This is a genomic window from Bacillus sp. JJ864 (assembly GCF_036963045.1).
GTDB lineage: Bacteria > Bacillota > Bacilli > Bacillales > Bacillaceae_G > Bacillus_A > Bacillus_A pseudomycoides_C.
On sequence record NZ_JBALLY010000071.1, the window covers coordinates 18,616 to 39,056 of the forward strand.

General features: G+C 40.6%; 21 protein-coding genes and 1 other annotated feature. All 21 genes read left to right on the forward strand.

What is annotated here, in order from left to right; genetic code table 11:
* The first annotated feature begins 14 nt into the window (after nt 1-14).
* Nucleotides 15-707 carry a 50S ribosomal protein L1 gene (gene rplA / locus V7024_RS12070; RefSeq protein WP_335520126.1) on the forward strand — a complete coding sequence of 231 codons (693 nt, stop codon included), beginning with the start codon at nt 15-17 and terminating at the stop codon, nt 705-707.
* 49 nt (nt 708-756) lie between these two features.
* Nucleotides 757-898: a sequence feature (ribosomal protein L10 leader region), on the forward strand.
* A 40-nt stretch (nt 899-938) separates the two neighbouring features.
* The gene (gene rplJ / locus V7024_RS12075; RefSeq protein ID WP_335520129.1) at nt 939-1,439 is read left to right on the forward strand and encodes a 50S ribosomal protein L10; all 501 of its coding nucleotides are present in this window, start codon (nt 939-941) and stop codon (nt 1,437-1,439) included.
* Nucleotides 1,440-1,508: 69 nt separating this feature from the next.
* Nucleotides 1,509-1,871, forward strand: coding sequence for a 50S ribosomal protein L7/L12 (rplL, locus tag V7024_RS12080; protein WP_335520131.1), 363 nt, complete (start codon nt 1,509-1,511; stop codon nt 1,869-1,871).
* 75 nt (nt 1,872-1,946) lie between these two features.
* Nucleotides 1,947-2,546, forward strand: a complete 600-nt coding sequence (locus V7024_RS12085; protein ID WP_335520134.1) for a class I SAM-dependent methyltransferase — start codon at nt 1,947-1,949, stop codon at nt 2,544-2,546.
* Nucleotides 2,547-2,835: 289 nt separating this feature from the next.
* On the forward strand, nt 2,836-6,363 hold the full coding sequence (rpoB, locus tag V7024_RS12090) for a DNA-directed RNA polymerase subunit beta (protein ID WP_335520137.1): 3,528 nt from the start codon (nt 2,836-2,838) through the stop codon (nt 6,361-6,363).
* Nucleotides 6,364-6,400: 37 nt separating this feature from the next.
* The gene (gene rpoC, locus V7024_RS12095; protein WP_335520141.1) at nt 6,401-10,012 is read left to right on the forward strand and encodes a DNA-directed RNA polymerase subunit beta'; all 3,612 of its coding nucleotides are present in this window, start codon (nt 6,401-6,403) and stop codon (nt 10,010-10,012) included.
* A 353-nt stretch (nt 10,013-10,365) separates the two neighbouring features.
* The gene (gene rpsL / locus V7024_RS12100) at nt 10,366-10,788 is read left to right on the forward strand and encodes a 30S ribosomal protein S12 (RefSeq protein ID WP_020062288.1); all 423 of its coding nucleotides are present in this window, start codon (nt 10,366-10,368) and stop codon (nt 10,786-10,788) included.
* A 29-nt stretch (nt 10,789-10,817) separates the two neighbouring features.
* Nucleotides 10,818-11,288: a 30S ribosomal protein S7 gene (gene rpsG, locus V7024_RS12105; protein ID WP_020062289.1), complete on the forward strand. Its 471-nt coding sequence runs from the start codon at nt 10,818-10,820 to the stop codon at nt 11,286-11,288.
* Nucleotides 11,289-11,496: 208 nt separating this feature from the next.
* Complete coding sequence (gene fusA / locus V7024_RS12110) at nt 11,497-13,575, forward strand: elongation factor G (RefSeq protein ID WP_335520146.1); 2,079 nt, start codon at nt 11,497-11,499, stop codon at nt 13,573-13,575.
* A 118-nt stretch (nt 13,576-13,693) separates the two neighbouring features.
* On the forward strand, nt 13,694-14,881 hold the full coding sequence (tuf, locus tag V7024_RS12115) for an elongation factor Tu (protein WP_335520149.1): 1,188 nt from the start codon (nt 13,694-13,696) through the stop codon (nt 14,879-14,881).
* A 487-nt stretch (nt 14,882-15,368) separates the two neighbouring features.
* Nucleotides 15,369-15,677, forward strand: coding sequence for a 30S ribosomal protein S10 (gene rpsJ / locus V7024_RS12120; protein WP_001040596.1), 309 nt, complete (start codon nt 15,369-15,371; stop codon nt 15,675-15,677).
* 33 nt (nt 15,678-15,710) lie between these two features.
* Nucleotides 15,711-16,343: a 50S ribosomal protein L3 gene (rplC, locus tag V7024_RS12125; protein WP_335520151.1), complete on the forward strand. Its 633-nt coding sequence runs from the start codon at nt 15,711-15,713 to the stop codon at nt 16,341-16,343.
* A gap of 26 nt (nt 16,344-16,369) precedes the next feature.
* A complete protein-coding gene (gene rplD, locus V7024_RS12130; protein ID WP_020062293.1) occupies nt 16,370-16,993 on the forward strand; it encodes a 50S ribosomal protein L4 in 624 nt (207 codons plus the stop codon).
* On the forward strand, nt 16,993-17,283 hold the full coding sequence (rplW, locus tag V7024_RS12135) for a 50S ribosomal protein L23 (RefSeq protein ID WP_020062294.1): 291 nt from the start codon (nt 16,993-16,995) through the stop codon (nt 17,281-17,283). Before rplD ends, rplW begins: the two co-directional genes overlap by 1 nt.
* A gap of 28 nt (nt 17,284-17,311) precedes the next feature.
* Nucleotides 17,312-18,142: a 50S ribosomal protein L2 gene (gene rplB / locus V7024_RS12140; RefSeq protein WP_098917211.1), complete on the forward strand. Its 831-nt coding sequence runs from the start codon at nt 17,312-17,314 to the stop codon at nt 18,140-18,142.
* A 60-nt stretch (nt 18,143-18,202) separates the two neighbouring features.
* The gene (gene rpsS, locus V7024_RS12145; protein ID WP_251229323.1) at nt 18,203-18,481 is read left to right on the forward strand and encodes a 30S ribosomal protein S19; all 279 of its coding nucleotides are present in this window, start codon (nt 18,203-18,205) and stop codon (nt 18,479-18,481) included.
* 17 nt (nt 18,482-18,498) lie between these two features.
* Nucleotides 18,499-18,840, forward strand: coding sequence for a 50S ribosomal protein L22 (gene rplV, locus V7024_RS12150; protein ID WP_098917212.1), 342 nt, complete (start codon nt 18,499-18,501; stop codon nt 18,838-18,840).
* A 3-nt stretch (nt 18,841-18,843) separates the two neighbouring features.
* On the forward strand, nt 18,844-19,503 hold the full coding sequence (gene rpsC, locus V7024_RS12155; protein ID WP_020062297.1) for a 30S ribosomal protein S3: 660 nt from the start codon (nt 18,844-18,846) through the stop codon (nt 19,501-19,503).
* Nucleotide 19,504: 1 nt separating this feature from the next.
* On the forward strand, nt 19,505-19,939 hold the full coding sequence (gene rplP, locus V7024_RS12160; protein WP_020062298.1) for a 50S ribosomal protein L16: 435 nt from the start codon (nt 19,505-19,507) through the stop codon (nt 19,937-19,939).
* Nucleotides 19,929-20,129, forward strand: coding sequence for a 50S ribosomal protein L29 (gene rpmC / locus V7024_RS12165; protein WP_000855718.1), 201 nt, complete (start codon nt 19,929-19,931; stop codon nt 20,127-20,129). Before rplP ends, rpmC begins: the two co-directional genes overlap by 11 nt.
* A 20-nt stretch (nt 20,130-20,149) precedes the next feature.
* The gene (gene rpsQ, locus V7024_RS12170) at nt 20,150-20,413 is read left to right on the forward strand and encodes a 30S ribosomal protein S17 (protein WP_090918564.1); all 264 of its coding nucleotides are present in this window, start codon (nt 20,150-20,152) and stop codon (nt 20,411-20,413) included.
* The last annotated feature ends 28 nt before the right edge of the window (nt 20,414-20,441 follow it).

The window sequence follows — 20,441 nt, forward strand, 5'->3', positions numbered from 1 at the left end:
AGGAGGAAATAAAAATGGCTAAAAGAGGTAAAAAGTACGTAGAAGCTGCAAAGCTTGTTGATCGTGCGGCTGCTTACTCTGCAACAGAGGCAGTAGAATTAGTAAAGAAAACAAACACAGCTAAATTTGATGCAACTGTAGAAGCTGCATTCCGTTTAGGTGTTGACCCTAAGAAAGCTGACCAACAAATTCGTGGTGCAGTTGTTCTTCCACACGGTACTGGTAAAGTACAACGTGTATTAGTATTCGCTAAAGGCGAAAAACTAAAAGAAGCTGAAGCTGCTGGAGCTGACTTCGCAGGTGATACAGACTACATCAACAAAATCCAACAAGGTTGGTTTGGCTTTGACGTAGTAGTAGCAACTCCTGACATGATGGGTGAAGTTGGTAAACTTGGTCGTGTATTAGGACCTAAAGGTTTAATGCCAAACCCTAAAACTGGAACAGTTACTTTCGATGTAACAAAAGCAGTTAACGAAATCAAAGCTGGTAAAGTAGAATACCGCGTTGATAAAGCTGGTAACATCCATGTACCAATCGGTAAAGTATCTTTCGAAGATGCGAAATTAGTTGAAAACTTAGAAACAGTTGCTGATGCTCTTCTAAAAGCTAAGCCAGCTGCTGCAAAAGGTACTTACATGAAGAACGTAACAGTTGCTTCTACAATGGGACCTGGCGTACGCGTTGAAGTTTCTACTATTGCGTAAAAATTGGAAGTTGACTTCATGATGAAGTTCTAATATAATCATCTATGTTGTGAATTTTAATAGTGTACCGTAGACAGTAGGTGCCAATTTGGCTTAATATCCTACCGAGGTGTAAATATACGGAACGGAAATTTTCTGTGACTATATGCCTCCATGTCTATAACTGGGCACGGAGGCTTTTTAGTGCACTTTCGGTACATCTTCTATATAATCTACAGGAGGTGTAATAACATGACTAAAGCAATCGAGGCAAAACAACACGTTGTAACTGAAATCGCTGGTAAACTTAGCGAAAGTAAATCAACAATCGTTGTTGACTACCGTGGTTTAACAGTGTCTGAAGTAACAGAATTACGTAAAGCATTACGTGAAGCTGGCGTTGAGTTCAAAGTTTACAAAAACTCTTTAACTCGTCGTGCTGCAGAAGTTGCTGAACTAACTGAGTTAAACGAATACCTAACAGGACCAAACGCTATCGCGTTCAGTAACGAAGATGTAGTTGCTCCTGCGAAAGTATTAAACGACTTCGCGAAAAATCACGAAGCTTTAGAAATTAAAGCTGGTGTAATCGAAGGTAAACTTGTAACTGTTGATGAGGTTAAAGCTATCGCTACTCTTCCATCACGTGAAGGCTTACTTTCTATGCTTCTTAGCGTTCTTCAAGCTCCAATTCGTAATCTTGCACTTGCTACAAAAGCTGTTGCAGATCAAAAAGAAGAGCAAGGCGCTTAATTTTTTAAAAGATAATTACGTGTTATCGATCAAACAATATGAACTTATTTAATAAGGAGGATATTTACAATGACTAAAGAACAAATCATTGAAGCAGTTAAAAATATGACTGTATTAGAACTTAACGACTTAGTAAAAGCTATCGAGGAAGAATTCGGCGTAACTGCTGCTGCTCCTGTAGCTGTTATGGGTGGCGCTGCTGGTGAAGCTGCTGCTGAGAAAACTGAATTTGATGTAGTACTTGCTAGTGCAGGCGCTCAAAAAATCAAAGTTATCAAAGTTGTTCGTGAAATCACTGGTCTTGGCTTAAAAGAAGCTAAAGAATTAGTTGACAACACTCCAAAAGCAGTTAAAGAAGGCGTTTCTAAAGAAGAAGCTGAAGAAATCAAAGCTAAACTTGAAGAAGTTGGCGCTGCTGTAGAAGTTAAGTAATTAACTTTTGAAGCTTTAAAAAAGCTCGCTCTCATGCGAGCTTTTTTTTTAACTGTAAAGAAAAGAGGTGGCCATATGGCAGACCATTATTTTTCTAATGATCCTTCTAGTAAAAGTGATCGTAAACGTTGGGAATATACGTTGAGAGGATCTCAATTTCTTTTCTTATCTGACCACGGAGTATTTTCAAAAAATGAAGTGGATTTTGGTTCGTGTCTTTTAGTTGAAGCCTTTCAGATGCCGGATGCCCAAGGTGATGTATTAGATGTTGGATGTGGATATGGTCCGATAGGTTTATCTTTAGCGAAAGAGTTTCAAGAGCGCGTAGTTCATATGGTGGATGTAAATGAAAGGGCGCTCGGGCTTGCGAAAGAAAACGCTGCTAATAACCGAATTGGAAATGTCCAAATTTATCAAAGTAGTGTATATGAAAATGTGAGCGAGGAATACGCTGCTATTCTATCTAATCCTCCAATCCGAGCTGGGAAGCACGTGGTGCATGAGATTCTAGAAAAAGCAGTGGATCATCTTGTGCCGGGCGGAGAGCTTTGGATTGTAATCCAGAAAAAGCAAGGTGCACCATCAGCGATAAAAAAATTAGAAGAAGTGTTCGATGTTGTGGAAGTCGTAGAAAAGAAAAAAGGCTATTATATCATAAAATCAAAAAAACGTTGACGGTTATTTTTGGTTGTGTTAACATTATAAAATGCCAATATATAATTTTCTGCGTTGAGAACAATGTATATTTTTGCTTCTCTTGGAAAAGATAGTAAAATCAGCAGATTATGAAACAGAATGATGGTTTTCTTATAGAAGCCATTTTTCTTTTTTGAGCAGTTAGAAACACTCAACGTATCTATCTTTTTAGAGAAAAAAGGCTACGCAATTTGTGTTAGTCGTATTTAGTTGTGATTTTGCACATTTTTGTGCGTTTATAATACTCTTGATTTGAGGGGTGAAGCAGTTGACAGGTCAACTAGTTCAATACGGACGACACCGCCAACGAAGAAGTTATGCCCGTATTAGTGAGGTATTAGAATTACCGAATCTTATCGAAATTCAAACCTCTTCTTATCAGTGGTTTCTTGATGAGGGTTTGCGAGAAATGTTCCAAGACATTTCTCCGATTGAAGACTTTACGGGAAATCTATCGCTTGAATTTATCGACTACAGCTTAGGTGAACCTAAATACTCTGTAGAAGAATGTAAAGAGCGTGATGTGACGTATGCAGCACCACTTCGTGTAAAAGTGCGTCTAATCAATAAAGAAACTGGTGAAGTAAAAGAGCAAGATGTGTTCATGGGGGATTTCCCGCTCATGACAGAGACAGGAACATTTGTAATTAACGGTGCAGAACGCGTTATTGTTTCTCAGTTAGTTCGTTCACCAAGTGTATACTACAGCGGAAAAGTGGACAAAAATGGAAAGCGCGGATTTACTGCTACTGTAATTCCAAACCGCGGAGCTTGGTTGGAGTATGAAACAGATGCTAAGGATGTTGTTTATGTGCGTATCGATCGTACGCGTAAACTGCCTGTAACTGTTTTGTTACGCGCATTAGGGTTTGGCTCTGATCAAGAAATCACCGAATTAATAGGTGATAACGAATACTTAAGCAATACGCTAGAAAAAGATAACACGGATAGCACAGAAAAAGCGCTGCTTGAAATTTATGAGCGTCTACGTCCAGGTGAACCACCAACAGTAGAAAATGCGAAGAGCTTGCTTGTTTCTCGCTTCTTTGATCCAAAACGTTATGATCTAGCAAATGTAGGTCGCTACAAAATTAATAAGAAATTACACATTAAAAACAGATTGTTTAACCAACGTTTAGCTGAAACTTTAGTGGATCCTGAGACAGGTGAAATTTTAGTAGCAGAGGGAACAATCTTAGATCGTCGTACATTAGATCGTATTTTACCTTATTTAGAAAAGAACATTGGTTTTAAAACAGCGAAACCAATGGGCGGAGTGGTAGATGGCAATGTTGAATTACAATCTATTAAGATTTATGCTCCAGATGCAGATGGAGAGCGCTCTATCAATATTATTGGTAATGCGAATATCGATCGCGAGGTAAAACATATTACACCAGGCGATATTATTGCATCTATTAGTTATTTCTTTAATCTTCTATATAAAGTAGGAGACACAGACGATATTGACCATTTAGGAAACCGCCGCCTACGTTCTGTAGGGGAATTGTTACAAAACCAATTCCGTATCGGTCTTTCTCGTATGGAACGTGTTGTTCGTGAGAGAATGTCAATTCAAGATACAAATGCAATTACACCACAAGCGTTAATTAACATTCGTCCGGTTATTGCATCTATTAAAGAGTTCTTCGGTAGCTCTCAGTTATCTCAGTTTATGGATCAAACAAACCCATTAGCAGAGTTAACGCATAAACGAAGACTATCTGCATTAGGACCTGGTGGTTTAACGCGTGAGCGCGCAGGCTTTGAAGTGCGTGACGTTCACTACTCTCACTATGGTCGTATGTGTCCAATTGAAACACCGGAGGGACCAAACATCGGTTTGATCAACTCTCTATCTTCGTTTGCGAAAGTAAATGAATTTGGTTTCATTGAAACACCATATCGTCGTGTTGATCCAGAAACTGGACGTGTAACAACACGTGTAGATTACTTAACAGCTGATGAACAAGATAACTATGTTGTTGCCCAAGCAAACGCACGTTTATCTGAAGATGGGGATTTCCTTGATGAAGACGTTGTAGCACGTTTCCGCGATGAGAACGTTGTAGTAAAACGTGAACGTATCGACTACATGGATATCTCTCCAAAACAGGTTGTGTCTGCTGCGACAGCTTGTATACCGTTCTTAGAAAACGATGATTCAAACCGTGCACTAATGGGTGCGAACATGCAACGTCAAGCGGTTCCGCTTTTGAACCCAGAATCTCCAATTGTAGGTACTGGTATGGAGTATGTATCGGCGAAAGATTCAGGTGCTGCAGTAATTTGTAAACATCCTGGTATCGTTGAACGTGTAGAAGCTCGCGAAGTTTGGGTACGTCGTTATATTGAAGTAGACGGTCAAAAAGTAAAAGGTGACTTAGATCGCTACAAAATGTTGAAATTCATCCGTTCTAACCAAGGAACTTGTTACAACCAACGTCCAATCGTAAGTGTTGGCGATGAAGTTGTAAAAGGAGAGATTCTTGCAGACGGTCCTTCTATGGAAAAAGGTGAACTTGCACTGGGTCGTAACGTGCTTGTTGGCTTTATGACATGGGATGGTTATAACTACGAGGATGCGATCATTATGAGTGAGCGCCTTGTAAAAGATGATGTGTACACTTCTATTCATATTGAAGAATATGAATCTGAAGCTCGTGATACAAAGCTAGGACCAGAAGAAATTACACGCGACATTCCAAACGTAGGGGAAGATGCGCTTCGTAATCTGGATGAGCGTGGTATTATTCGCATTGGTGCGGAAGTAAAAGATGGAGATCTACTTGTTGGTAAAGTAACACCAAAAGGTGTAACAGAGTTAACAGCAGAAGAACGTCTATTACACGCAATCTTTGGTGAGAAGGCTCGTGAAGTACGTGATACATCATTACGTGTACCACACGGTGGTGGCGGTATTATCTTAGACGTAAAAGTATTTAACCGTGAAGATGGCGATGAATTGCCACCAGGTGTGAATCAACTTGTACGTGCATATATCGTTCAAAAACGTAAAATTTCTGAAGGTGACAAGATGGCCGGTCGTCATGGTAACAAAGGTGTTATCTCCCGTATTTTACCGGAAGAAGATATGCCTTACTTACCAGATGGCACACCAATCGATATCATGTTAAACCCATTAGGGGTACCATCTCGTATGAATATCGGTCAGGTGCTAGAGCTTCATCTTGGTATGGCAGCAAGATATCTTGGTATTCACGTTGCAACACCAGTATTTGATGGTGCTCGTGAGGAAGATGTATGGGGAACAATCGAAGAAGCTGGTATGGCGCGTGATGCGAAGACGATTCTATACGATGGACGTACTGGTGAACCATTCGACAACCGCGTATCTGTTGGTGTCATGTATATGATTAAACTTGCACATATGGTTGACGATAAACTTCATGCTCGTTCTACTGGACCATACTCACTTGTAACGCAGCAACCTCTTGGAGGTAAAGCGCAGTTCGGTGGACAACGTTTTGGTGAGATGGAGGTTTGGGCACTTGAAGCTTACGGTGCTGCTTATACTCTTCAAGAAATCTTAACAGTTAAGTCGGATGATGTTATTGGTCGTGTGAAAACGTACGAATCGATTGTAAAAGGCGAAAACGTTCCAGAACCAGGTGTTCCTGAATCATTCAAAGTATTGATTAAGGAATTACAAAGTTTAGGTATGGATGTTAAGATGATGTCTAGCGACGATACTGAAATTGAAATGCGTGATACTGATGATGATGATCAATCTGCAGATAAATTAAATGTCGAAGTTGAGACAACGAAGGAATAATTGGGATAACCTGTAGACTAAAAGGGAGGTAGGCCCCTTGATAGATGTAAACAACTTTGAATATATGAAGATCGGACTTGCATCACCAGACAAAATTCGTTCTTGGTCATATGGGGAAGTAAAAAAACCCGAAACGATTAACTATCGTACATTGAAACCAGAGAAAGACGGTTTGTTCTGTGAGCGTATTTTCGGTCCCACAAAAGACTGGGAATGTCATTGTGGTAAATATAAACGTGTCCGCTATAAAGGTGTAGTTTGTGATCGATGCGGCGTTGAAGTAACGCGTGCGAAAGTTCGCCGTGAACGTATGGGTCATATTGAATTAGCTGCTCCTGTATCTCATATTTGGTATTTCAAAGGTATCCCAAGCCGCATGGGACTTGTCTTAGACATGTCCCCTCGCGCGCTTGAAGAAGTAATTTATTTCGCTTCTTATGTAGTAACAGAAAGCGGGGATACGCCGCTTGATAAGAAGCAACTTCTTTCGGAGAAAGAATACCGTGCGTATCGTGACAGATACGGAAACTCTTTCCAAGCTTCTATGGGCGCAGAGGCGATTAAGAAGTTATTACAAGATATCGATCTAGATAAAGAAGTAGACTTCTTAAAAGAAGAGTTAAAAACAGCACAAGGACAACGCCGTACTCGTGCTATTAAACGTCTAGAAGTATTAGAAGCATTCCGTAACTCTGGAAATGAACCATCTTGGATGATTCTAGATGTTCTTCCAGTTATCCCACCAGAGCTTCGCCCAATGGTACAGCTAGATGGTGGACGTTTTGCAACTTCTGACTTAAATGACTTATACCGTCGTGTAATTAACCGTAACAATCGTTTAAAACGTTTATTAGACTTAGGTGCACCAAGCATCATTGTTCAAAACGAAAAACGTATGTTACAAGAAGCGGTTGATGCTTTAATCGATAATGGTCGTCGTGGCCGTCCGGTTACTGGACCTGGTAACCGTCCATTAAAATCTCTTTCACATATGTTAAAAGGTAAGCAAGGACGCTTCCGTCAAAACTTATTAGGTAAACGTGTTGACTACTCTGGTCGTTCCGTTATCGTTGTAGGACCGAACTTAAAAATGTACCAATGCGGTCTGCCAAAAGAAATGGCGCTTGAACTGTTCAAACCTTTCGTTATGAAAGAGTTAGTAGGAAAAGGTTTAGCACACAACATTAAGAGTGCGAAACGTAAAATTGAACGAGTACAACCTGAAGTTTGGGACGTTTTAGAATCTGTGATTAAAGAACACCCTGTACTTCTAAACCGTGCTCCAACGCTTCACCGTCTTGGTATTCAGGCGTTTGAACCTACATTAGTAGAAGGACGCGCAATCCGTCTGCATCCACTTGTATGTACTGCATACAACGCGGACTTTGATGGTGACCAAATGGCGGTTCACGTTCCGCTTTCATCAGAAGCACAAGCAGAAGCTCGTCTTCTTATGTTAGCTGCACAAAACATCTTAAACCCGAAAGATGGAAAACCAGTTGTTACACCGTCTCAGGATATGGTATTAGGTAACTACTACTTAACACTAGAGCGCGAAGGTGCGATTGGTGAAGGTATGATTTTCAAAGATACAAACGAAGCAATACTTGCATACCAAAACGGATATGTACATTTGCATACTCGTGTTGCTGTTGCAGCAAGCTCTGTAAACAACGAAACGTTTACAGAAGAGCAAAACAGCAAACTGTTATTAACAACAGTTGGTAAGTTAATATTCAATGAAATCTTACCGAAATCTTTCCCTTACATTAACGAACCAACAAAAACAAACTTGGAGAAAGAAACTCCAGTGGAATATTTTGTTGAAAAAGGTTCTAACGTAAAAGAAATTATTGCTAGTCGCGAAGAAGTGGCACCATTTAGCAAGAAAATCCTTGGTAATATTATTGCGGAAGTATTTAAACGTTTCAAAATTACAGAAACGTCTCGCATGCTTGACCGTATGAAAAACTTAGGATTTAAATACTCTACAAAAGCTGGTATTACAGTTGGGGTAGCAGATATCCTTGTATTAGGTGAAAAAGAAGAAATTCTACACGAAGCACAAGCAAAAGTAGATACAGTAATTAAACAATTCCGTCGCGGTTTAATCACGGAAGAAGAACGTTACGATCGTGTTATCTCTATTTGGAGTAATGCGAAGGATGTTATCCAAGGAAAACTGATGAAAACGCTAGATAAACGCAACCCGATCTTCATGATGAGTGATTCTGGTGCCCGTGGTAACGCATCGAACTTTACTCAGCTTGCTGGTATGCGTGGTTTGATGGCTAACCCATCTGGACGTATCATCGAACTTCCAATCAAATCAAGTTTCCGTGAAGGTTTAACGGTACTTGAGTACTTCATCTCTACACATGGTGCGCGTAAAGGTCTTGCCGATACAGCACTTAAGACTGCCGATTCTGGTTACTTAACACGTCGTCTTGTTGACGTTGCACAAGATGTTATCGTTCGTGAAGATGACTGTGGAACAGATCGCGGTTTATTAATTGGCGCAATTAAAGAAGGAAACGAAATTATCGAATCCTTATACGATCGTCTTGTAGGACGTTTCGCAAGAAAAACTCTGAAACATCCAGAAACAGGCGAAGTGTTAGTTCGTGAAAATGAATTAATTACAGAAGATATTGCTCATATCATTGAAAAATCAGGCGTTGAACAATTGTACATCCGCTCTGCGTTTACATGTAACACACGCCACGGTGTATGTAAGAAGTGTTATGGTCGTAACTTAGCTACTGGTACAGATGTAGAGGTAGGCGAAGCGGTTGGTATTATCGCAGCTCAATCTATCGGTGAGCCAGGTACACAGTTAACGATGCGTACATTCCATACAGGTGGGGTTGCTGGAGACGATATCACACAAGGTTTACCGCGTATTCAAGAGATTTTCGAAGCGCGTAATCCGAAAGGTCAAGCGGTTATCAGTGAAATCGACGGTGTCGTTGCAGCGATTAACGATGTGAAAGATCGCCAAGAAGTTGTTGTACAAGGCGATGTAGAAGCACGTACGTATGCAATTCCTTATGGTGCTCGTCTAAAAGTAGCTCCAGGACACCGCATCGAACATGGTAAAGAACTTACTGAAGGTTCTATCGATCCGAAAGAATTACTGAAAGTAACAGATATTACAGCAGTTCAAGAATACTTGCTTCGTGAAGTTCAAAAAGTATACCGTATGCAAGGGGTAGAAATTGGTGATAAGCACGTTGAAGTAATGGTTCGCCAAATGCTTCGTAAAGTTCGTGTAATCGATGCTGGTGAAACAGACGTATTACCAGGAACGTTACTTGATATCCATCAATTTACAGATGCAAATGCGAAAGTGTTGCTTAAAGGCAAACAACCAGCAACAGCGCGTCCAATCCTTCTTGGTATTACGAAGGCTTCACTTGAAACAGATTCGTTCTTATCTGCAGCATCATTCCAGGAAACAACTCGTGTGTTAACTGATGCAGCAATTAAAGGTAAGCGTGACGAACTTCTTGGTCTGAAAGAAAATGTTATTATCGGTAAACTTGTTCCGGCTGGTACAGGTATGAATCATTACCGTAAAGTCGATCTTGTGAAAACAGCACAAGAAGAAATAAATGTAGAAAATGACGAGGTTTACGTAGAAAACTAAAATTTTCCGTCGTAAATTTTGCATAAAAAAGATAATCCTAGTTGACATTATGCGATGCAAAATGTTAATATAAGCAAGGTTGCTCCTTAATAAACGTTGAATGTCATTCAACACGGTATAGTTAGAACGTTGTCGTAGCTTTTAGCAATGCAACATAACATACTTTTTCAAAACTGGATCTCAACATGAAAATGAGTGAGATGCAATTAGGAGCTTCAGTGATAGAAATAACAAGTTAAAACTGTTTTTGTGAGGAGAGAGCATTTGCTCTCCCTTGCAAAAACTTTGTTTTCAACTAATAATGAACCACCTGGATATGTGGTCATACAAACGTGCGAAGGGAGGATAAATTAATGCCTACTATTAACCAATTAGTGAGAAAAGGTCGTACTGATAAAGTATGGAAATCTAAATCACCTGCGTTAAACAAAGGTTTCAACTCTTTAAAGAAAAAATCAACTGATATCTCTGCACCTCAAAAACGTGGTGTATGTACTCGTGTTGGTACAATGACTCCAAAGAAACCGAACTCAGCGTTACGTAAATACGCTCGTGTACGTTTAACAAATGGTATCGAGGTAACAGCATACATCCCAGGTATCGGTCATAACTTACAAGAGCACAGCGTAGTATTAATTCGCGGTGGTCGTGTAAAAGACTTACCAGGGGTACGTTACCACATCGTTCGTGGTGCGCTTGACACAGCTGGTGTTGATAAGCGTATGCAAGGCCGTTCTAAATATGGTACTAAGAGACCAAAACCTGCTAAGAAATAATAAAACTGAACTGAAAGGAGGAATTCAATATGCCTCGTAAAGGACCTGTTGCGAAACGTGACGTGTTACCAGATCCAATGTACAATTCTAAACTTGTAACACGCCTAATCAACAAAATGATGGTTGACGGTAAAAAAGGTAAATCTCAAACAATTCTTTATAATGCGTTCGATATCGTTCGTGAACGTACTGGTAACGAACCAATGGAAGTATTCGAGCAAGCTCTTAAGAACATTATGCCTGTTCTTGAAGTACGCGCTCGTCGTGTTGGTGGTGCTAACTACCAAGTTCCAGTTGAGGTTCGTCCAGAACGCCGTACAACTTTAGGTCTTCGCTGGTTAGTAAACTACGCTCGTCTTCGTGGTGAAAAAACTATGGAAGAGCGTTTAGCTTACGAAATCTTAGATGCAGCTAACAACGCTGGTGCATCTGTTAAGAAACGTGAAGACACTCATAAAATGGCAGAAGCTAACAAAGCATTTGCTCATTACCGTTGGTAGGATTCAACGTAAAATAATTGCAAGCATAGACCGCTTTATTTGTCGCTTATGGAAGTGTGGAGAGGGAGAATGCCTCTCCCTTTCAATGGGCGCTCGTTTTACATAATGAGGGTACTGGACATACTGACATATGTAACTAAATAAAGTGGCTTTTTTGCTACTTAAAATAAAAAAATCCAATCCATATCAGGAAGGAGAAAGACACCAAATGACTAGAGAGTTCTCCTTAGAAAACACTCGTAATATTGGTATCATGGCTCACATCGATGCTGGTAAAACAACAGCAACTGAGCGCATCCTGTACTACACAGGCCGCATTCACAAAATCGGTGAAACTCACGAAGGTGCATCTCAGATGGACTGGATGGAGCAAGAACAAGAGCGTGGTATCACAATTACTTCTGCAGCAACTACAGCTCAATGGAAAGGTCATCGTGTAAATATCATTGACACTCCAGGACACGTAGACTTCACTGTAGAAGTAGAACGTTCTTTACGCGTACTTGATGGTGCTGTAGCGGTACTTGACGCGCAATCTGGTGTAGAACCACAAACAGAAACTGTTTGGCGTCAGGCTACTACTTACGGCGTACCTCGTATCGTGTTCGTTAACAAAATGGACAAGATCGGTGCAGACTTCTTATACTCTGTAGGAACAATTCATGACCGTTTACAAGCAAACGCACATCCAATTCAGTTACCGATTGGTGCTGAAGATGAGTTTACGGGAATTATTGACCTAGTAGAAGAGTGTGCATACATGTATACAAACGACTTAGGAACAGATATTCAACGTATCGAAATTCCTGCAGAACATAAAGAATTAGCTGATGAGTACCGTGGAAAACTTATTGAAGCGGTAGCAGAGCTTGATGAAGAAATGATGATGAAATACCTAGAAGGTGAAGAAATCACTGTAGAAGAGCTTAAAGCTGGTATCCGTAAGGCTACAACTTCTGTTGAATTCTTCCCAGTAATCTGTGGTTCAGCATTCAAAAATAAAGGTGTTCAAATTCTGTTAGATGCAGTTATCGACTACCTACCATCTCCTCTTGATGTACCTGCTATTAAAGGTATTATTCCAGATTCAGATGAAGAAATAGAACGTACATCTAGCGATGAAGAACCATTCTCAGCTCTAGCATTCAAAATCATGACTGACCCTTATGTTGGTAAATTAACGTTCTTCCGTGTGTACTCTGGTACATTAAACTCTGGATCTTACGTGAAAAACTCAACTAAAGGTAAGCGTGAGCGTGTAGGTCGTATCCTACAAATGCACGCAAACAGCCGTGAAGAGATTTCAACAGTTTATGCTGGTGACATCGCTGCTGCTGTAGGTTTAAAAGATACTACAACTGGTGACACTCTTTGTGACGAGAAGAACCTTGTTATCCTTGAGTCTATGGAATTCCCAGAACCAGTTATCTCTGTAGCTATCGAGCCTAAATCTAAAGCTGACCAAGATAAAATGGGTACAGCATTATCTAAGCTTTCTGAAGAAGATCCAACATTCCGTGCTCACACTGACCAAGAAACTGGCCAAACAATCATCGCTGGTATGGGTGAACTTCACCTTGATATCATCGTTGACCGTATGCGCCGTGAATTCAAAGTTGAAGCAAACGTTGGTGCTCCTCAGGTAGCATACCGTGAGACTTTCCGCGCTGCTGCGAAAGTTGAAGGTAAGTTCGCTCGTCAATCTGGTGGTCGTGGACAATTCGGTCACGTTTGGATTGAGTTTGAACCTAATGAAGAAGGTAAAGGATTCGAATTCCAAAACAAGGTCGTCGGTGGTGTAGTTCCACGTGAATACATCCCAGCTGTTGGAGCAGGTCTTGAAGATGCACTTAAAAACGGTGTACTAGCTGGTTATCCACTAGTTGACATCAAAGCTGCATTAGTTGACGGATCTTACCATGACGTTGACTCTTCTGAAATGGCGTTCAAAATTGCTGCATCTATGGCACTTAAAGCTGCTGTCTCTAAGTGTAACCCAGTAATCCTTGAGCCAATGATGAAAGTTGAAGTTGTAATCCCAGAAGAGTACATGGGAGATATCATGGGTGACGTAACTTCTCGCCGTGGACGCGTAGAGGGTATGGAAGCTCGTGGTAACGCACAAGTTGTTCGTGCAATGGTACCACTTTCTGAGATGTTCGGTTATGCAACGTCTCTACGTTCTAACACGCAGGGCCGTGGAACATTCTCAATGGTATTTGACCATTATGAAGAGGTTCCTCGTTCAATCTCAGAAGAAATTGTGAAAAAAAATAAAGGCGAATAATTGATTTTTATCGATTGTTCAAGTATAACTACTTATGTAAGCTTAGAAAGCGGGGCTTAGGCCCCTTACTTTCTAGTCTAAATATAAAATAATCTATATAACTAAGGAGGAATTTAGAATGGGAAAAGCTAAATTCGAACGTTCTAAACCACATGTTAACATTGGTACAATCGGCCACGTTGACCATGGTAAAACTACATTAACTGCTGCTATCACTACAGTTCTTGCAAAAGCTGGTGGTGCTGAAGCGAAAGGTTACGACCAAATCGATGCTGCTCCAGAAGAAAGAGAGCGCGGTATCACAATCTCAACTGCACACGTTGAGTACGAAACTGAAACTCGTCACTATGCACACGTTGACTGCCCAGGTCACGCTGACTATGTTAAAAACATGATCACTGGTGCTGCTCAAATGGACGGCGGTATCTTAGTAGTATCTGCTGCAGATGGCCCAATGCCTCAAACTCGTGAGCACATCCTTCTTTCTCGTCAAGTAGGTGTTCCTTACATCGTTGTATTCTTAAACAAATGCGACATGGTTGATGACGAAGAGTTATTAGAATTAGTAGAAATGGAAGTTCGCGATCTATTATCTGAATACGACTTCCCAGGCGATGATATCCCTGTAGTTAAAGGTTCTGCTCTTAAAGCTCTTCAAGGAGATGCTGAGTGGGAAGCAAAAATCATTGAATTAATGAACGAAGTTGATGCTTACATCCCAACTCCAGAACGTGACACTGAAAAAGCGTTCTTAATGCCTATTGAGGACGTATTCTCTATCACAGGTCGTGGTACAGTTGCTACAGGTCGCGTAGAGCGCGGTATTGTTAAAGTTGGTGACGTAGTAGAAATCATCGGTTTTACTGAAGAAAACAAATCTACAACTGTAACTGGTGTAGAAATGTTCCGTAAGCTTCTTGACCAAGCTCAAGCTGGAGACAACATCGGTGCACTACTTCGTGGTGTTGCTCGTGAAGAAATCCAACGTGGACAAGTTCTTGCTAAAACTGGCTCTGTAAAAGCTCACGCTAAATTCAAAGCTGAAGTTTTCGTTTTATCTAAAGAAGAAGGTGGACGTCACACTCCATTCTTCGCTAACTACCGTCCGCAATTCTACTTCCGTACAACTGACGTAACTGGAATCATCCAATTACCAGAAGGTACTGAAATGGTAATGCCTGGCGACAACATCGAAATGACTATCGAACTTATTGCTCCAATCGCAATCGAAGAGGGAACTAAGTTCTCTATTCGTGAAGGTGGACGTACTGTAGGTTATGGCGTAGTTGCTACAATCGTTGAGTAATATCAACTGATATATATGAAACCCAAGGGATTTCCCCTTGGGTTTTTTATTTTTCCTGCTATTGGTGGGCAGTAAGCCCCCAACTTAAGATTGAAGGAGATAGGTGGGGGATGACAAACCTCACTACTGATGGAAGTTTCACTTTATAATAGATAAAAATCTATTATAAAGTTTTGACGAGTTTCTTCTATAATAATATATAAATTGCAAAACCCTGCAACCAAAAACTGTAAAAAGAATTACAACAGATGAAAACTTGAAATTCTTTAAAGAGCCATGTATAATAGCAAAAGTACAGTAAATGATGATGTGCACAAATAAAGTGTTGCATCTAGGCTAAAAACATTGTATAATAAACAATGTTGGTCTTTGACTGCGATGAAGTGGAAGGTTGCTGACACACCCGGCCGCTTTGCCATGGCGAGTGTGTGGAAATTTCCATGGAGAATGTCTATTTTAAAAATAGGCGAACGAAGGAGGGAAAATAATGGCAAAAGAAAAAATTCGTATTCGTTTAAAAGCTTACGATCACCGTATTCTTGATCAGTCAGCTGAGAAAATTGTAGAAACAGCTAAGCGTTCTGGGGCGACAGTTTCTGGTCCAATCCCATTACCAACTGAAAAAACTGTTTACACGATTCTTCGTGCGGTTCATAAATACAAAGATTCTCGTGAGCAATTCGAAATGCGCACGCACAAACGTCTAATCGACATCGTGAGCCCTACTCCACAAACAGTAGACTCTTTAATGCGTTTAGACTTACCATCTGGTGTAGATATCGAAATCAAACTATAATTTATATAAGTTAAAATGTAGGAGGTGTAACTCATGACCAAAGGAATCTTAGGAAAAAAGATCGGTATGACTCAAGTATTTGCTGAAAATGGCGAGCTAATCCCTGTAACTGTTATCGAAGCGACTCCAAACGTTATTCTTCAAAAGAAAACGGTTGAAACTGATGGCTACAACGCAATTCAGTTAGGTTTTGCTGACAAACGTGAAAAATTAGCTAACAAACCTGAACAAGGTCACGTTGCTAAAGCAACTACTGCTCCTAAGCGCTTCATTCGCGAACTTCGCGATGCAGACGTTGAAGGACAAGAAGTTGGTCAAGAGGTAAAAGTAGAAGTTTTCGCTGCAGGTGAAGCTGTAGACGTAACAGGTATTTCTAAAGGTAAAGGTTTCCAAGGTGTTATTAAACGCCACGGACAATCTCGCGGACCTATGTCTCATGGTTCTCGTTACCACCGTCGTCCTGGTTCAATGGGGCCTGTTGCTCCGAACCGTGTATTCAAAGGCAAAAAACTTGCTGGACGTATGGGTGGAGACCAAGTTACTATTCAAAACTTAGAAATCGTTCAAGTTGATGTTGAACGTAATTTACTATTAGTAAAAGGCAACGTTCCTGGCGCTAAGAAATCTCTTGTAGTTGTTCGTAGTGCTGTTAAGGCTAGCAAATAATTTTCTGTAAGAAAGGAGGAACCCCAATGCCAAAAGTAAAGTTATATAATCAAACTGGTTCTGAAGTTGGTGAAATCCAATTAGCTGAAACTATTTTCGGTATCGAACCAAACCAAGCTGTACTTTTCGAAGCAGTATTGATGCAACGTGCGTCTTTACGTCAAGGTACACACAAAGTAAAAACTCGCTCTGAAGTGCGCGGTGGAGGTCGTAAACCATGGCGTCAAAAAGGAACTGGACGTGCCCGTCAAGGCTCTATCCGTTCTCCTCAATGGCGTGGTGGTGGTACGGTATTCGGACCTACACCAAGAAGCTATGCTTACAAACTACCTAAAAAAGTTCGTCGCTTAGCTATTAAATCTGCATTAGCTACTAAAGTAGTTGAGAACAACATCGTAGTTCTTGAGGATTTAGTATTAAATGCACCAAAAACAAAAGACATGGTAGCTGTTCTTAAAGGATTAACTGTTGAGAAGAAAGCTCTTATTGTAACTGCTGATGTAAACGAAGCAGTTGAGTTATCTGCTCGCAATATTCCTGGAGTAACAGTAATCACTGCTGATGGCGTGAACGTTTTAGACGTGCTTCATCATGATAAGCTAATCATGACAAAAGCGGCAGTGGAAAAAGTAGAGGAGGTGCTTGCATAATGAAAGATCCTCGTGATATCATTAAGCGCCCAGTTATCACTGAACGTTCTATGGAAATGATGGCTGAAAAAAAATACACGTTCGATGTGGACGTTAAAGCTAATAAAACGGAAGTTAAAGATGCTGTAGAAGCAATCTTTGGTGTTGAAGTTGATAAAGTAAATATCATGAACTACAAACCAAAAGCAAAACGTGTTGGTCGTCACGCTGGTTTTACTAACCGTCGTCGTAAAGCAATCGTTAAACTTACTGCTGACAGCAAAGAAATCGAGATCTTCCAAGGAGTTTAATTCTTACTAAAGAAGGAGGGAAAATCAGATGGCAATCAAAAAGTATAATCCAACTACTAACGGTCGTCGTAACATGACTACGAATGATTTCGCTGAAATCACGACTGATAGACCGGAAAAATCATTACTTGCGCCTTTAAGCAAAAAGGCTGGACGTAACAACCAAGGTAAAATCACTGTACGTCACCAAGGTGGCGGACATAAGCGTCAATACCGTATCATCGACTTCAAACGTAACAAAGATGGAATTCCAGGACGCGTTGCTACGATCGAATACGATCCAAACCGCTCTGCGAATATCGCATTAATTAACTACGTTGACGGTGAAAAACGTTACATCCTTGCTCCTAAAAACTTAGAAGTAGGTATGGAAATCATGTCTGGCCCAGAAGCGGACATTAAAATCGGTAACGCATTACCATTAATCAACATCCCAGTAGGTACAGTTGTTCATAACATCGAACTTAAACCAGGTCGCGGCGGACAATTAGTTCGTTCTGCTGGTACATCTGCTCAAGTACTTGGTAAAGAAGGTAAATACGTACTTGTACGTTTAACTTCTGGTGAAGTACGCTTAATCCTATCAACTTGCCGCGCTACAGTAGGTCAAGTAGGTAACGAGCACCATGAACTTATTAAAATTGGTAAAGCAGGTCGCTCTCGCTGGTTAGGTAAACGCCCAACTGTTCGTGGTTCTGTAATGAACCCAGTTGATCACCCACACGGTGGTGGTGAAGGTCGCTCGCCAATCGGACGTAAGTCTCCAATGTCTCCATGGGGTAAACCAACTCTTGGATTCAAGACTCGTAAGAAAAATAAAGCGTCTGACAAATTCATCGTTCGTCGTCGTAAAAAATAATGGGGTTGTAGTACGGTTCATTTCTAGAACCGTACGGCAATCACGAAGGGAGGCACCAAAATGGCTCGTAGCTTGAAAAAAGGACCATTTGTTGATGATCATTTAATGAACAAAATGGAAAAGTTAAATGAAACTGAGCAAAAGCAAGTTGTAAAAACTTGGTCTCGTCGTTCAACGATCTTCCCACAGTTTATTGGTCATACAATCGCTGTATATGATGGTCGTAAACACGTTCCTGTATACGTAACTGAAGATATGGTTGGCCACAAGTTAGGTGAGTTCGCACCAACTCGTACGTACAAAGGTCATGATGCTGACGATAAGAAAACTAGAAGATAATGAGAGGAGGCACTTCAATGCAAGCTAAAGCAGTAGCGAGAACAGTTCGTATTGCTCCTCGTAAAGTTCGTTTAGTAGTAGACTTAATCCGAGGTAAGCAAGTGGGTGAAGCGATTGCTATCCTTAACCACACACCAAAAACTGCTTCTCCAGTTGTAGAAAAAGTTTTGAAATCTGCAATTGCAAATGCAGAACATAACTATGAAATGGATGTAAACAACTTAGTTGTTGAGAAAGTTTTCGTTGACGAAGGTCCAACGTTAAAACGTTTCCGTCCACGTGCAATGGGTCGTGCAAGCCAAATTAACAAACGCACAAGCCACATTACAATTGTGGTATCAGAAAAGAAGGAGGGATAATCGATGGGTCAAAAGGTTAGTCCAGTTGGTCTTCGCGTCGGTATCATTCGTGATTGGGAATCTCGTTGGTACGCTGAAAAAGATTACGCTACATTCTTACATGAAGACATCAAAATTCGTGAATACATCAACGTTCGCTTAAAAGATTCTGCTGTTTCTAAAGTAGAAATCGAGCGTGCGGCAAATCGTGTAAATGTTACAATTCACACGGCAAAACCTGGTATGGTAATTGGTAAAGGTGGTACAGAAGTTGAAGCACTTCGTAAAGCTCTTAACCAATTAACAGGCAAACGTGTACACATCAACATTTTAGAGGTTAAGAGAGCTGATCTTGACGCTAAATTAGTAGGCGAAAATATCGCTCGTCAATTAGAAAACCGTGTATCTTTCCGTCGTGCACAAAAGCAAGCAATTCAACGTGCTATGCGTGCAGGAGCTAAAGGTATTAAAACACAGGTTTCTGGTCGTCTTGGCGGGGCTGATATCGCTCGTGCAGAATCTTACAGTGAAGGAACTGTTCCACTTCATACACTTCGCGCTGATATTGACTATGCAACAGCTGAAGCTGATACAACATACGGTAAATTAGGCGTAAAAGTATGGATCTACCGTGGAGAAGTCCTTCCTACAAAAAAGAAAGCTTCTGAGGAAGGAGGAAAATAATATGTTAATGCCTAAACGCGTAAAATATCGTAGAGAGCATCGTGGTAAAATGCGTGGTCGTGCAAAAGGTGGCGCTGAAGTACATTTTGGTGAGTTTGGTTTACAATCTCAAGAAGCATCTTGGATTACAAACCGTCAAATCGAAGCAGCTCGTCGTGCAATGACTCGTTATATGAAACGTGGCGGTAAAGTTTGGATTAAAATTTTCCCTTCTAAACCTTACACTGCTAAACCTCTAGAAGTACGTATGGGTTCCGGTAAAGGGGCTCCAGAAGGCTGGGTAGCAGTAGTAAAACCTGGAAAGGTTATGTTTGAAATTGCGGGTGTATCTGAAGAGGTAGCACGCGAAGCATTACGTCTTGCAGCTCACAAATTACCAGTGAAATGTAAATTCGTAAAACGTGAAGAAAATGGTGGTGAATCTAATGAAAACTAATGATATTCGTGAATTAACCACTGCCGAAATCGAAACAAAAGTTAAAGCTTTAAAGGAAGAGTTGTTTAATCTTCGCTTCCAGCTTGCTACAGGACAATTAGAGAATCCAACACGCATCCGTGAAGTGCGTAAAGCGATTGCTCGTATGAAAACTGTAGTTCGTGAAAGAGAGATCGGAATTAATCGATAAATTGAGGGGAGGTTTGCAAAGTGAGCGAACGTAACCAACGCAAAGTTTACACTGGTCGTGTTGTTTCTGACAAAATGGACAAAACGATTACAGTTTTAGTTGAAACTTACAAAACTCATTCCTTGTACGGAAAGCGCGTTAAGTATTCTAAGAAATACAAAACGCATGATGAGCAAAACCAAGCAAAAGTTGGCGATATCGTAAAAATCATGGAAACTCGCCCGCTTTCTGCTACTAAGCGTTTCCGTTTAGTTGAAATCGTTGAAGAAGCGGTTATTATCTAAATAGACGAATCGGAATTTTAAGTCCGAA

Coding starts and splice junctions, on each gene's coding strand:
- V7024_RS12085 (WP_335520134.1), top strand. CDS start 1,947: ATGGCAGACCATTATTTTTCTAATGATCCTTCTAGTAAAAGTGATCGT.
- rplA (WP_335520126.1), top strand. CDS start 15: ATGGCTAAAAGAGGTAAAAAGTACGTAGAAGCTGCAAAGCTTGTTGAT.
- rplD (WP_020062293.1), top strand. CDS start 16,370: ATGCCAAAAGTAAAGTTATATAATCAAACTGGTTCTGAAGTTGGTGAA.
- rplC (WP_335520151.1), top strand. CDS start 15,711: ATGACCAAAGGAATCTTAGGAAAAAAGATCGGTATGACTCAAGTATTT.
- rpsS (WP_251229323.1), top strand. CDS start 18,203: ATGGCTCGTAGCTTGAAAAAAGGACCATTTGTTGATGATCATTTAATG.
- rpsJ (WP_001040596.1), top strand. CDS start 15,369: ATGGCAAAAGAAAAAATTCGTATTCGTTTAAAAGCTTACGATCACCGT.
- rpsC (WP_020062297.1), top strand. CDS start 18,844: ATGGGTCAAAAGGTTAGTCCAGTTGGTCTTCGCGTCGGTATCATTCGT.
- tuf (WP_335520149.1), top strand. CDS start 13,694: ATGGGAAAAGCTAAATTCGAACGTTCTAAACCACATGTTAACATTGGT.
- rplV (WP_098917212.1), top strand. CDS start 18,499: ATGCAAGCTAAAGCAGTAGCGAGAACAGTTCGTATTGCTCCTCGTAAA.
- rpsL (WP_020062288.1), top strand. CDS start 10,366: ATGCCTACTATTAACCAATTAGTGAGAAAAGGTCGTACTGATAAAGTA.
- fusA (WP_335520146.1), top strand. CDS start 11,497: ATGACTAGAGAGTTCTCCTTAGAAAACACTCGTAATATTGGTATCATG.
- rplP (WP_020062298.1), top strand. CDS start 19,505: ATGTTAATGCCTAAACGCGTAAAATATCGTAGAGAGCATCGTGGTAAA.
- rplW (WP_020062294.1), top strand. CDS start 16,993: ATGAAAGATCCTCGTGATATCATTAAGCGCCCAGTTATCACTGAACGT.
- rplB (WP_098917211.1), top strand. CDS start 17,312: ATGGCAATCAAAAAGTATAATCCAACTACTAACGGTCGTCGTAACATG.
- rpsG (WP_020062289.1), top strand. CDS start 10,818: ATGCCTCGTAAAGGACCTGTTGCGAAACGTGACGTGTTACCAGATCCA.
- rplL (WP_335520131.1), top strand. CDS start 1,509: ATGACTAAAGAACAAATCATTGAAGCAGTTAAAAATATGACTGTATTA.
- rpmC (WP_000855718.1), top strand. CDS start 19,929: ATGAAAACTAATGATATTCGTGAATTAACCACTGCCGAAATCGAAACA.
- rplJ (WP_335520129.1), top strand. CDS start 939: ATGACTAAAGCAATCGAGGCAAAACAACACGTTGTAACTGAAATCGCT.